The organism is Micromonospora musae, from assembly GCF_003626545.1.
GTDB classification, from domain to species: Bacteria; Actinomycetota; Actinomycetes; order Mycobacteriales; family Micromonosporaceae; genus Micromonospora; species Micromonospora musae.
This window is the reverse complement of the sequence record NZ_RAZS01000003.1, coordinates 404,486-417,584: the sequence shown is the minus strand read 5'-3', so window position 1 is coordinate 417,584 and position 13,099 is coordinate 404,486. Positions and strand designations below refer to the sequence as shown.

At 71.2% G+C, this 13,099-nt stretch carries 10 protein-coding genes; 2 read left to right on the top strand and 8 right to left on the bottom strand.

The window, feature by feature from the left end; genetic code table 11:
• Window positions 1-59 precede the first annotated feature (59 nt).
• Genes D7147_RS10025 through D7147_RS10015 form a run of 3 tightly spaced genes read right to left on the bottom strand, consistent with a single transcriptional unit; the run spans window position 60 to window position 3,495 of the window.
• On the bottom strand, window positions 60-719 hold the full coding sequence (locus tag D7147_RS10025; RefSeq protein ID WP_120676014.1) for a dihydrofolate reductase family protein: 660 nt from the start codon (window positions 717-719) through the stop codon (window positions 60-62).
• Between the two features lie 57 nt (window positions 720-776).
• Window positions 777-1,505 (bottom strand): helix-turn-helix domain-containing protein, encoded by a 729-nt coding sequence (locus tag D7147_RS10020; RefSeq protein ID WP_120676012.1) that lies wholly within the window; start codon window positions 1,503-1,505, stop codon window positions 777-779.
• A gap of 55 nt (window positions 1,506-1,560) precedes the next feature.
• Window positions 1,561-3,495 carry a DUF6461 domain-containing protein gene (locus D7147_RS10015; protein ID WP_120676010.1) on the bottom strand — a complete coding sequence of 645 codons (1,935 nt, stop codon included), beginning with the start codon at window positions 3,493-3,495 and terminating at the stop codon, window positions 1,561-1,563.
• 295 nt (window positions 3,496-3,790) lie between these two features.
• Here D7147_RS10015 and D7147_RS10010 point away from each other — a divergent pair, with 295 nt between their 5' ends.
• Both D7147_RS10010 and D7147_RS10005 read left to right on the top strand, forming a co-directional pair.
• Entirely contained in the window at window positions 3,791-4,336 is a 546-nt protein-coding gene (locus tag D7147_RS10010; protein ID WP_233563061.1) for an excalibur calcium-binding domain-containing protein, read from the top strand.
• Between the two features lie 116 nt (window positions 4,337-4,452).
• On the top strand, window positions 4,453-5,526 hold the full coding sequence (locus tag D7147_RS10005) for a hypothetical protein (protein ID WP_120676006.1): 1,074 nt from the start codon (window positions 4,453-4,455) through the stop codon (window positions 5,524-5,526).
• Window positions 5,527-5,778: 252 nt separating this feature from the next.
• On the opposite strand, the gene D7147_RS10000 is transcribed toward D7147_RS10005, so the two are convergent.
• The 5 genes from D7147_RS10000 to chvE all read right to left on the bottom strand — a co-directional run bounded on the left by D7147_RS10000 (window position 5,779) and on the right by chvE (window position 12,928).
• A complete protein-coding gene (locus tag D7147_RS10000; protein ID WP_120676004.1) occupies window positions 5,779-7,653 on the bottom strand; it encodes a DUF2207 family protein in 1,875 nt (624 codons plus the stop codon).
• A gap of 9 nt (window positions 7,654-7,662) precedes the next feature.
• On the bottom strand, window positions 7,663-8,238 hold the full coding sequence (locus tag D7147_RS09995) for a LemA family protein (protein WP_233563060.1): 576 nt from the start codon (window positions 8,236-8,238) through the stop codon (window positions 7,663-7,665).
• Window positions 8,239-8,828: 590 nt separating this feature from the next.
• Window positions 8,829-10,079, bottom strand: a complete 1,251-nt coding sequence (gene mmsB / locus D7147_RS09990) for a multiple monosaccharide ABC transporter permease (protein WP_120676002.1) — start codon at window positions 10,077-10,079, stop codon at window positions 8,829-8,831.
• The gene (gene mmsA, locus D7147_RS09985) at window positions 10,076-11,614 is read right to left on the bottom strand and encodes a multiple monosaccharide ABC transporter ATP-binding protein (protein ID WP_120676000.1); all 1,539 of its coding nucleotides are present in this window, start codon (window positions 11,612-11,614) and stop codon (window positions 10,076-10,078) included. Before mmsA ends, mmsB begins: the two co-directional genes overlap by 4 nt.
• Window positions 11,615-11,785: 171 nt before the next feature.
• The gene (chvE, locus tag D7147_RS09980) at window positions 11,786-12,928 is read right to left on the bottom strand and encodes a multiple monosaccharide ABC transporter substrate-binding protein (RefSeq protein WP_407663327.1); all 1,143 of its coding nucleotides are present in this window, start codon (window positions 12,926-12,928) and stop codon (window positions 11,786-11,788) included.
• Window positions 12,929-13,099 lie beyond the last annotated feature (171 nt).

Genomic DNA, 13,099 nt, shown 5'->3' with positions numbered 1-13,099 from the left:
CCGACGTCGACACAGGCCCGGGCCGGAGTTCAGGTCTCGAAACCGGGCGGAGGCCGACGTCAGTCGAGGACCGTCGTCGAGCGCCCCTCGTCCACCGTGTACGCGCCCGCGGAGATCGCGCCGAAGCTCCTGGGGTCGAGGGTCAGCGAGACGACGCCGCCGGGCAGTACCCGTGTGCTCTCCTCGACGGTCGCGAACGTCGTGGGCGTCGATCCGTCCGGGAAGAGGCGCTTGCTCGTGCCGACGACGACCGGGTACTGGAGCAGCCGGTAGACGTCGACGAGCCCCGCCTGATGCAGCGTCTGCACGAGCTTCCAGCTCCCGTGCACCTGGAGTTCCCTGCCGGGAAGCTGCTTGAGGCGGCGTACCTCGTCGGCCGGGTCACCGCGCAGGACCGTCGTCGGGCTCCAGTCGGCTTCGTCGTCGGTCAGCGTGGAGCTGACGACATACTTCGGCAGCGTGTTGAGCTTGGTGGAGATCAGGTTGTCGGGTTCGGTGACCTTCGGCCAGTACCCGCCGAGCAGGCCGTAGCTGGTTCGGCCGAAGAGGAACGCGTCGGCCGCGCGGAACCAGCTCTCGACGACCTCGTTGGTGTGCGTCGAGGCGTACGGTACGAGCCACCCGCCGCGGTCGAAGCCGCCGGAGCGGTCCTCGCCGGGCGCGCCCGGTCCTTGCACGACGCCGTCGAGACTCACGAAGATGTTGACGCTGAGCAGCATGGTGTCCTCTGAACTCGGGTCGCGGAGAGCCGGCCGGGGTCGGCCGGCAGACGGACGTTAGCTGCCGGGCCCGGGGTGCGTCTTGTACAGGAACGACATCGGGGCGAGGTGGCCCGCCCGCAGCTCGCGTGCGGTGCGCCCGACGTAGCGACGCAGCGCGTGCCCGAGGTGGGCCTGGTCGAAGTACCCCAACGTCTCGACGACTCCACGCCAGTCGAGGCCGTCGCGCAGCATCGTGGCTGCGGCGTTCGCGCGGTCGATCTGCCGCACGGCGGTCTGCGACAGCCCGGTGACCGCTCGGTAGCGGCGTGGCAGGGTTCGCTCGGTCGGGTTGGCTTCGGGATGCGCGGCGACCTGCCCCTCATTCCCGAGCGGCGATCGCACCAGCAGAGCCGCGTCCTGCAGCCGCCGGACGAAGTGCTCGACGTTGTCGAACGTCGGCGCTTCCCAGCTCTCGCCGCCGATGACGATCCTGCCTGATTCGGTCACCGGGAACGGCACGTACCCGTCGACGATCGCGGCGGCGGGATGCGGCCGAAGAACCGCGCCGAACGCGAACCGGATCCCGAGGAACTCGGTGCCCGGCGGGACCGGTGCCGTGCTCGCCCTCGTCTCCGGTCCGCGTAGGCCGGCGAGGAGGCGTCCCTGCGCCCGCGAGAGGATCAGATGCCAGCAGGTGCGTGCTGTGGACGTCATCGTCTCCTCCGCGTCGGAGCGGGTGCGCCACACGCGGTCGACGAGGTTCACGTCGATCTCGGTGCCCCGATGCTCGAACCGCAGGGCCATGGCCTCCTCCGTCTGCAATCCGCCGAGGTGTCGGCGACCTCGGGCAGCCTCAGAGCTAGGGGACGATCCGGTAGCCGATCCCGGCCGCCGTGATGCGGTCGAGGTCGGCCGCCCTGATGCCGTGTCCGGTGAACCGCTCCACCGCGACCAGACCCTTCTGTCTGCGGTCGACGTGGTCGTCGAGGTCGAGCCCGGCGAGCGCCGCCGCGATCGCCGGCTCGGCGGCGACCTTCGGGTCGAGGTCACCGACCGTCCCGGGCTCGAACGCGGCGAGCAGTCGCCCGTGCTCCGCGAAGGAGAGCCGGGTGAGCGCGTGGGCGTTCCAGAACATGCTCGCCGACCGACCGCCTGCGGAGGCCCGCCGCAGGACCGACCCCTGCGAGCCGCGGAAGCCGTTGAACTCGACGGCCAGGATCGCCGGCCCGGCGTCGAGCACCGTGACCCAGGGGAAGTTCGCGTCCCCGGCGAACAGGTCCTCCTCGATCGAAGGGATCGGCTCCGGCCGCTTCGGGTCGGCGCCGAAGGCGTTCAGCACCTCCTCGACGGTGGCGCCGGTCGTCACGGTGACCGTCGCCGCCTCCGACAGGGAGCTGCGGCGGATCCACCGGTACGCCTGCTCCGGCCCGGGCGCGCGCACCGGCGCGGTCTCGCCCGGCACGCGGTCTCCCGGCCGGTCGGCGCGCCGATGGACGACCTCCGCGGCGGCGGGGGCCGCCCAGACCATCAGCTCGTACGTCTCCGCGTCCGGGTCCTCGGTCGCGGCGCGGCCGCGCGCGTGCACCCGTAGGCGGTAGTCGCCGGGCCAGGGCGGGGTCTGGGCGCGTAGCTGCGGCTCGCTCGTGCCGTCGGGGCCGAGCACCGACGCGAGCCCTTCGGCCGCGCGCCAGCTGACCTCGACGACCTCCTCCCAACCGGCCGCCACCTCGGGCGGCGCCTCGGCCAGCACCGTGAGGTGGACCCGCACCGCGCCATCGGCCCGGCCGGTCCGGATCACGGCGCCGCCGTCGACCACGGTGACCAGCGCGTTGTCGGGGAGGTCGGCGGCGTCGGGGAACGCGCCCTCGACCAACGCGAACCGGTGGCCCGACACCGGAACCGTGCCGTACGACTGCCGGGGCAGCAGGTACTCGGCTCGGACCTTCTCCAGCAGCGCCGGGGCGTACGTGGGCGGCATCGGCGTCTCCCGCAGCACGACGGCCGCCGCACCGATCCCGATGCCCACGACGGCCGCGGCCCGGTCGACGACGGGCGGCACCTGCGCCGGGCCGACGACGGTGTGCGCCACCGCCACGGCGAGAGCCAGGTGCGTCCTGCCGTGCTGCGCCGCGATGGCGGGCTCGTCACCGGCGTCTGGCATTCTCGCCAGAAGCGGGGCGACGGACGGGTGCGCCGCGAGCCGCCGGGTCAGCGCGAGCACCAGGTCGGCGAGGCCGGGTCGCAGCCCCTCCACCAGCAGCGCCGCGGTCAGTGGCTCACTCTCCTGGCCGGTCGAGGCGAACCCGAAGCGACCGCCGGCGGGTGGCGGCGGCAGGTACGTCGCGAGGCCCGGCAGGTCGGGTGTGTCCGCGCTCGCCACGGTCAGCTCCAGCGCGCCGAGCAGTCGTTCGGGGAGCAGCGGCCCCAGGCCGCGTAGCGCGGCCGTCGTCGCTGGTTCCGCCGGCGTCGGGTCGGGGCGCTGGGCCACTCGGGGCAGCTCCTGAGGGTTCAACGTGCCCAGGCGGCGCAGCCCGACCGGCGCGGCCGATTTGCGCTGCGCGGCAACGGGGGCTTGCAACGATCGGACCGCCACCCGGCCGTGGCCAGCGCGCCCGAGGGTGGATCGCCTCTCCTGTCGCGCCTCGTCAGGTGTGCCCAACCGCCCGAGCCGCGCCGCGGGGCCCGACGGGATCAGGCCCCCGAGCGCCCGCATCGCGGCGGCGACCGGTGGCAGGAGTTCGTCGACGAGTCTGTCGGAGACGTCGAGCACCGCGTACCCCCGTTCGCTGACCATCGGACTGCTCCGTGAGGCTACCGAAGGGATCCGACAGGACGGCTCGCGTCGTCGTCCGGATCAGGCGCTTCGTCCGAGCGGTCAGCCTCTCGGGCGCCTGTCTCGTACCGGACACGTGTCCTGGCCAGGATCACCCATGCTGCCCGTCGTGACTGATCATCCTCCTCCTGACCCTCGGCGCGGCGAGGCACCATACCCACCACCGTCCGACCCCACCGCGAACCACGCCGCCGCTGCCACGCCCTCGTGGTGGAAGCGGCAGTCGACCGCCGTGCAGTCCTTTCTGATCAGCGTGATGGTCATCTTGCTGCTCTGCTGCGGCGGTGCGCTGGGCGGGTTCATCGCCGGAGACTCACCCGAACCCGACTCGAGCGCTACCGCCGGCTCCGGCACGGAACCGGCCCGGGCCGCGGCCGCAGCCGCACCGACACCCTCCGAGCCGTCGACCTCGCCCGCCACGGCCGCCACGTCGGCGAAGCCGTCGCCGTCGAAGGTGGCGCCGAGCAAGGCCGCGCCGACCGCCGTCCACTACCGCAACTGCGACGCCGTGCGCGCCGCGGGCAGGGATCCGCTGCTGGCGGGAGAGCCGGGCTATCGCGCCGGTCTCGACCGCGACGGCGACGGCGTTGCCTGCGAGTCGGAGGGCGCCCGAGGCGACGACGGGGAGCCGGCCGGAGGTGGCCCGGGTGGCGGTGACAACGGCGACGGGGATGACACCGACCCGCGCTTCTCCACCTGCGCCAAGGCGAAGGCGGCCGGTTATGGTCCCTACCGTCGTGGGGTGGATCCGGAGTACCACTGGTACCAGGACCGCGACGGCGACGGCACGGTTTGCGAGTAGCGGAACGTTCAGCCGTCGAGATTCCTCTATCTGATCTTCGCTCGGCGGACACCCGTCCAGCCTCCGATCCCAGAATAATCCACGGTGATCTATTCGTTCGGACGCGGGAGCGGAACATGCGCGACAGGATCAGCAGAGGTCGACGGTCCAGGATGGTACGGGCGTTGACGGCGGCGGGCGCCGCCGCGACACTGGCGGCGGCGCAGCTCGCAGCGCCCGCACCGGCGAGCGCCGCCGTCAGCCGGGCCGAGCTCGCCCTACGCTGGGCCCCCATCCACTACCAGGACGTCGACGCCACCGGGGCCCACGCGCTGGGCGGTCAGTCCGACTACATCGCCAAGGTCGACTTCGACGGCGACCTGAACGGTCGCAACAACTGGGACCGGACGGGCCAGGCCGGCACCTCGCTCGCCGCGCACGCGTACTACTCGGTGGTGGAGACCAGCACCCACTGGTACCTCACGTACCTCTTCTTCCACCCTCGGGACTGGACGGACCACCCGTTCTTCGAGACCGAGCACGAGAACGACGGCGAGGGTGTACTGCTCGCGGTCGAGCGGGACGGCTCCACCTACGGCGCCCTGCGTGGCGCGGTCACCGTCGCGCACAGCGACTTCTACTCGTACACGCCGACGGGCAGCACGTGGAGCGGCGGCCGGGAGACCGTCGACGGCACGCTCCAGTTCCAGGCGTCGCCGCACGACTCCTTCCAGCACCCGGTGACGGCGCAGGAGGCGCAGGGCCACGGCCTGAAGGCGTACCCGCAGTACACGATCAACGGCGACGGCCTGGTCTACTACCCGTCCACCGTCGCCGAGACGCCGAGCGACGGCAACGACCGTGACGTGCGGTACAAGCTGATCGACATCTTCGCCGCCGACGGGCTCTGGGCGCAGCGGGCCGACTCGACCCTCTTCGCCGGGCTCGGCACGTTCGCCGGTGACACCTCCGGTGACTGCGGCTCCGGCACCTGGAGCTGCTCGGCGAACTCGGCGAACGCGCCGTGGGGCTGGGACGACGGCAACGACCTGCCCGCCCGCGGTGAGCTGGCCAGCGACCCGGCGAAGTTGTCCGTCGAGTACTTCACCATCCCGGCCGGGCTGTCCCGGACGTACACCTACAACCCGTACGCCGGCGCGGCGGCCGAGTTGGCGAAGGTGGCGAAGACCGCTCCGCCGGTCGTCGACTGATCGCGGACGAGGGACGCGGCCGGCCCGAGCGGGGCCGGCCGCGTCGCGATGACGCCGGTCCAGAGCCGGCGGTCACCGGGTCCGCCACTAGGGTCTGTTTCATAAGGCTCGCCCGAGCGAGCCGAGGCCCAGGCGGCGATCCGGCAAGGCGGAGGTTCGCGCGGATACCGGTGTCGTATCCGGACGAACCTCCAACGCCGCCGGTCGTCGCCTGGGGCCGGCGCAGCCGGGCACGGTCTTATGAAACAGACCCTAAGGCCGAGGAGCGGCCACGTCCGCCGGGAGACGCGACAGCGCGGTCGCCAGCAGGCCGGCGAGCGCCGCGCCGCCGCCCGGCGCCTCCTGCGGGTGCAGGACGAGCAGGACCACGTCGCCGCGCCGACCAACGACCCGATCCCGTGCGGCATAGGCCTCGTCGCCGACGCCGGGCAGCGCCTGGCCGACGCTGCGGCTCAGCAGCAGCGCGGCCCGCGCCATCCTGCCGCCCGCCACGACGTTGACGACGAGCACGGTCGAGCCCCGGCCGTCGACGAACCGGGCGCCCCACCGCGCCTCGGCGGCGGATTCGGGACGGACGAGCGACACCCGCATCCCGAGCGCGGCGCCGACCTCCGCCGCGCTGAGCAGGCGCTCCGGATGGAGACCACCCGGGGCCGCCCCGGCGGACCCGGTCTCCTCGCCGTCCGCGTCGTCGCGCGGCTCGGCGATCTCGGGTGCCGGCCGCTGCACGGCGACCCGGATGACGCGGCGGGTCCAGGGGCGGACGCGTACGGTGACGACGTCGCCGAGCCGGCATTCGCCCGCGATCTCCTGCGGCAGGACCCAGGCGCGCAGCTGGTCGGCGTGGCCGTCGTCAACGACGAGGTAGTGGTTGACCGGGGTGGAGCTGCTGTCACTGTCGGAGGAGTGCACCTGCCAGACCTGGTGCCAGAGCACCTCACCGCTGACGTCGGCGGGTGCGACCAGATCGATCACCACCCGGACGACGAGGTAGGCGGCGTAGCCGAGCAGCAGCAGGCCGAGCGTGATGACGCCGAGCGTGACGGGGTCGATCGACGTCCACCGCGCCCCGGGGCCCACCGACGCGGCGGAGCCGGAGGCCGAGTCGAGCAGCGCCACGCCGACGATCCTCGTGAGGGTCCAGCCGATCATGCCGGCGAGGACCGCCCGGAAGACGATCCAGCCCAGGGCCTGACCGTAGCGGGGCATGCCCGCCGGGTAGGTGACCGGCACCTGGCGCCAGCCGCCGCCGTACGACGACCAGAGCCGAGTGCGGTCGGCCACGCCGAGATGGATCACCCGCGAGGCGACCCGGGTGACGCCGAGGGCTGCGCCGTAGGAGAGGTACCGGTCCCAGACCGCCACCGCGGCGGGAGGCAGCTCGGCGAACGACTCGTGGCCGGCGAGCCAGGCGCGCAACCCGAGCCACCGGGTGGCGGCCTCCCGCCCGGCCGGGGTGTCCCGTTCGCCGAGGTCCCGGCCGGCGACGCCGACGAGCACCGCCGCCGTGACGACGAACGCGGCGACGCTGCCGAACTGGTCGTCGCCGGTGCGACGGACGAGGTGCCAGACGCCGGCGGCGACCCCCGCGGCGGCCACCACGCCGAACACTCCGAGCACGGTGACCAGAACCTTCGAGAACCGTCGGCGGGAGAGCCCGAGTCGTCGGGCGTCGGCGATCACGTACCGTCGCATCCGCTTCGACCAGGAGGCGGCGCGCCCCGCGTCGGCGAAGCTCAACGCGGTAAGCGGGACCACGCCGTCGACCGCGCGCTCGGTGACCCGGTCGTGGACCAGGCGCTCGTAGCGGGTGAGGTGCTCGGGCGACCGACCGGTCAGGTGGACCGTCGTGTGCTGCGGGTCGGCGTCGGCCTGCCGCAGCTCGACGTATCCGCGCGCGGCGAGGTCGAGCAGAGTGGACTCGGCGGCGTCCACGGTGACCCGCCACTGGTTGGCCAGGAGGCTGACCACCGCGGGCGGCTCCTGCCCGGGTAGCTCCATCGCGGCGGCGGCTGCCGGGACGCCGGCCGGGCTGTTCGACAGCCGGGCGAGGCAGTAGGCGGCGGCCCAGGCCGCGAGGCAGGCCACCGGCAGGCCGAGTTCGACGGCGAGGTCGTAGGCGGTCATCGGGCGGGCTCAGAAGCGCACGGAGACGTCGGCGCGCTCCTCGCCGACGGCATCGAGGTACGGCTCGGCGCGGAAACCGCCGACCCCGGCAATGATGCTGGTGGGCACGGTCTGCACCGCGGTGTTCAGCGACTGGACGGCGCTGTTGTAGAACTGCCGCGCGTAGGCGATCTTGTCTTCGGTGCCGGCGAGTTCCCGCTGCAGGTCGGTGAAGTTCTCGCTGGCCCGCAGCTGCGGGTACGCCTCGGTGATCGCGATCAGTCGACCCAGCGCCTGGGTCAGGGCGGCCTCGGCGGCCAGCCGGTCCGGTGCGCCGCCGGGGGCGCCGGCGGCCGCGGCCCGGGCGGCGGTCACCGAGTCGAGGGTCTCCCGTTCGTGGGCGGCATAGCCCCGCACCGTCTCCACCAGGTTGGGGATCAGGGAATGCCGACGTTTGAGCTGCACGTCGACCTGCGCCCAGGAGGCCTGCACCTGCGTTCGCAGGCGGACCAGGCGGTTGTAACCGCGCACCGTCGCGACGAGCACGACGACCACCAGCAGCACCACCAACGCCACGATGACGACCAGCACCAGGCTCGAACTCACGACACCCACTCCTCGATCGACGTACTCCGCGGGACACCACAGCGGACGCAGCCATGATGATCTCTTGGCGCCGCAACCGAATCGGCTCTGTCGACGATGTGACGCTCCACCGTCCGGTCGACTTCGAGGATCGCGTGAACCGTGCTCCTACCAGCAGTTTCGGGTTCCGGGCCTACGGGTTAACGCACGGTACTCGCGCCGGCGAGGACCCGGGATCGACCAGGTGCGAGGGGGCTTCCGCGGCACGGGGGCGCGAGTCGCCGGGATGACCCGGCGGTGCCGACAGCGCCGGAGGCCGGTTCGCCGTACGCTCGTCGCCGTGCCACCGGGCGGCTGCGACGCGGCGGCCGGCGCGGTGTCGATCGCGGGGCCGCCGGCTGCGGGTGCCGGGAAGGCGTCCGGCTAACGCGGAGGGAGCGATGTTATCGCTAACATCGCTCCCTCCGGAGTGGACTTACGAGATCCACACCGGCCGACCTCGGTGATCGACTCTCGGATTCCCTGACGTCGGCGCGGGCCGCTTTCCGCGACGGATCGCCCGCGCGAGACGTCGAGTCGATCACCGGGGGTCGCCCGGCGTGGATCGTCGGTCAGCGGGCCTGTCCGGCCCGGCGCTTGTTGTACACGTCGAAGGCGACGGCGACGAGCAGGACGAGCCCCTTCACCACCGACTGCGTCGACTGGTCGACGCCCATCAGCTGCATTCCGTTGCTCATCACGGCCATGATCAGGCCGCCGACCATCGCGCCGACGACGGTGCCCACGCCGCCCGTGACCGCCGCGCCGCCGATGAACGCCGCCGCGATCGCGTCGAGTTCGAACATGTTCCCGGCCGCCGGCTGGGCGCCGTTGGAGCGGGAGGAGTAGATGACCCCCGCCACCGCCGCGAGGAAGCCCATGTTGACGAACATCCAGAAGTTGACGGTGCGGACCTTCACCCCCGACAACGTCGCGGCCGAGAGGTTGCCACCGATCGCGTAGACCCGCCGACCGAAGACGGTACGTCGGGTGACCAGCCCGTAGACGAGCACGAGCACAGCGAGGATGATCAGCACGATCGGGAGTCCTCGGGCGTGGGCCAGCTGCCAGGCGAAGTACATGATGACCGCGCCGACCAGCAGCACGCGGGCCACGAAGAGCGGGAACGACTCGACGGGCTGCTGGTAGCGGATGCGCGCGAGCCGGGTCCGGAAGACGCTGACCGCGTAGCCGGCCACCGCCACCGCGCCGATGAGCAGGGTGAAGGCGTCGTAGCCCTGCCCGCCGATGAGTCCGTTGAGGAAGCCGGCCGCGACGCGCTGGTACTCGGCCGGGAACGGCGAGAGCGAGATGTTGTCGAGCACCCGCAGGGTGAGCCCCCGGAACAGGAGCATGCCGGCCAGGGTCACGATGAACGCCGGGATCCCCGCGTAGGCCACCCAGAACCCGTGCCAGGCGCCGACCGCGATACCGACGGCCAGCGCGGCCAGGACGCCGATCCACCACGGCTGTCCCTGCCGGATGACGAGTACGGCGGAGACCGCGCCGGTGAGCGCGACCACCGACCCCACCGACAGGTCGATGTGACCGCCGATGATCACGATGACCATGCCGATCGCGAGCACCAGGATGTACGAGTACTGCAGCACGATGTTGGTGATGTTGCCGGGGCTCAGCGAGACGCCGTCGGTGAGGACCGCGAAGAGGGCGACGATCACGACGAGGGCGACGTAGATGCCGCTCTGGCGCAGGTTGCCCAGGATCAGCGTCCGCGGATCGCTGGTGCCGGTGTGCAGCGCGGCGGCGGGGGTGTCGTCGGACGAGGGGCGCTGCGGGGTCGCCGACGGTTTGGTGGTGGTCATCGGGCGACTTCCCTGTCCTTCGTCATGAGCTCCATCAAGTTCTCCTGGGTGGCCTCGCCGACCGGCACCTCACCGGTGATCCGGCCGGCCGCGAGGGTGTAGATCCGGTCGCACATCCCGAGCAGCTCGGGCAGCTCGCTGGAGATGAGGATGACGGCCCGGCCGTCGGCGACCAGCCGGTTGATGATGGTGTAGATCTCGAACTTCGCCCCGACGTCGATGCCGCGGGTGGGCTCGTCGAGGATGAGGACGTCCGGGTCGGTGAAGAGCCACTTCGACAGGACGACCTTCTGTTGGTTGCCGCCGGAGAGCTTGCCGACCACCGACATGACGCTCGGCGCCTTGATGTTCATGTCGCGCCGGCCGTCCTCGGCGACTTTGATCTCCTCGTTGCCGTTGACCCAGCCGAGCCGGGCGAGCTTGCCGAGCGCGGCGGCGGAGATGTTGCGCCGCACGTCGTCGATGAGGTTGAGCCCGAAGCGCTTGCGATCCTCGGTGGCGTACGCGATTCCGTTCTCGATGGCCTCAGCGACGCTGCGGGCACGTACCTGCTTGCCGCGGACGAGGAGCCGGCCGGTGACGCCACGGCCGTACGAGCGGCCGAAGACGCTCATCGCGAGTTCGGTGCGGCCGGCGCCCATGAGGCCGGCGATGCCGACGACCTCTCCCGCGCGGACGTTCAGGTTGGCGCCGTCGACCACCAGCCGGTCCTGCGTCGAGTGCCGGACGGTCCAGTCCTCGATGCGCAGGACCTCCTCCCCCGGTTCCGAGACCCGATCCGGGTAGAAGCTGGAGAGGTCGCGGCCCACCATGCCGCGGATGATGCGGTCCTGGGTCGCCTCGCCCGAGCTCATGTCGAGCGTCTCGACGGTCCGCCCGTCGCGGATCACCGTCGTGGAGTCGGCGATCGCGGTGATCTCGTTGAGCTTGTGGGAGATCATGATGCAGGTGACGCCCTCGCTGCGCAGCCGCCGGAGCAGCTCCAGCAGGTGCGCGGAGTCGATGTCGTTGAGCGCGGCGGTCGGCTCGTCGAGGATGAGCAGCCGTACCTGCTTCGACAGCGCCTTGGCGATCTCCACCAGCTGCTGCTTGCCGACGCCGAGCTGGATGATCGGGGTGACCGGGTTCTCCCGCAGCCCGACGGAGGCCAGCAGCTCCGCCGCGTCGGCGTTGGTCCGGTTCCAGTCGATCAGGCCGCCGGCGCCGCGGCGTTCGTTGCCGAGGAAGATGTTCTCCGCGACCGACAGGTAGGGCACCAGGGCGAGCTCCTGGTGGATGATGACGATGCCGTTGGCCTCGCTGTCGTTGATGCCGCGGAAGTGCACCGGCTTGCCGTCGAAGACGATCTCACCGTCGTACGAGCCGGTGGGATGGACGCCGGAGAGCACCTTCATCAGGGTGGACTTCCCCGCGCCGTTCTCCCCGCAGATGGCGTGGATCTCCCCGCGCCGCACGGCGAGCGAGACGTCCTGGAGGGCCTTCACCCCGGGGAAGGTCTTCGTGATGTGACGCATCTCGAGGATGTTGTCGGACATGGTCACCGTCCTGGTCGTACCTGTCGTGAACGAACCCTGTCGATCGGGGGCCGCGACATAGGCCGCGCTCCGGTACCTGCCGCCACGACGGACCGCAGGCGAGAGGGACGAGGGTTCAGGGATCCCGTCGGGCCCGGCGCGGTGCGGCCGGCGCCGGGCCCGACGGACGTGTCAGCCCTTGGCCTGACCGCTGGCGACCTCTTCGGCCGTCCAGTAGCCGGAGTCGACCAGGACGGGCTTGATGTCGTCCTTGTAGACGGTCTGGACCGGCAGGAGGTTCGACGGAACGACCTTGACGCCGTTGTCGTACGTCTTGGTGTCGTTGGCCTGCGGCTCCTTCTCCTGAAGGAACGCCTCGGCCGCGACCACGGCCTGCTCGGCCAGCAGCCGGGTGTCCTTGAAGATCGTCGAGTTCTGCACGCCGTCGTTGATGAGCTTGACCGAGGCGATCTCCGCGTCCTGGCCGGTCACCACGGGCATCTTGACGCCCTTGGCGCCGTAGCCGGCGTTCTGCAGGGCGGTGATGATGCCCCGGGACAGGCCGTCGTACGGCGACAGCACGCCCTGGACCCGGGTGCCGTCGTTGTAGCTCGACGTGAGCAGGTCCTCCATGCGCCGCTGCGCGGTCTCCTGCTGCCACCGCAGGATCGCCACCTGCTCGATGGTGGTCTGGCCCGACTTCACCCGGAGCGACTTGTCGTCGATGAACGGCTTGAGCGTGTCCATCGCGCCGTCGAAGAAGAAGTGGGCGTTGTTGTCGTCGAGCGAGCCGGCGAAGAGCTCGATGTCGAACGGCCCCTTCGCGGTGCCCTTCGAGCCGTCCTTGTTCTGCAGGCCGAGACCGACGAGCAGCGCGGTGGCCTGGGCGACGCCGACCTTGTAGTTGTCGAAGCTGACGTAGAAGTTCACGTTCGGGCTGTCGCGGATCAGCCGGTCGTAGGCGATGACCGGGATCTTCGCGTCCGCGGCCGCCTGCAGTTGGCTGCTGAGGGCGGTGCCGTCGATCGCCGCGATGACCAGGACGTCGGCGCCCTGGGTGATCATCTGGTCGACCTGCTGGGACTGGGTGGGGATGTCGTCTCCCGCGTACTGGAGATCGACCTTGTAACCCTTGGCCTCCAGCTTCTCCTTGACCGAGTTGCCGTCGGCGATCCACCGCTCCGACGTCTGGGTCGGCATGGCGACGCCGATGGTCAGATCGGCCGGCTTGTTGCCGCTGGTGTCGCCGCCACCTCCGGCTCCTTCACCGCCGCAGGCCATGAGGCCCAACGCCAACACCGTCGCACCGAGAACGGCTAGAAATCGTTTACTCACAAGCAGTCTCTCCTCTCCGGACTCGCCGGAAACGCGGGTGACACTGCCGTAGTGTTAGCGCTCACAAAGAGGGCGTCAACACTTGTTCTCGAAATACACCCGTCACGGTCTCGTAACGGTGTCGACTATCGAGCGTCAGCGTTGCCGAATGCAGCGCTGTGGTCACGACGA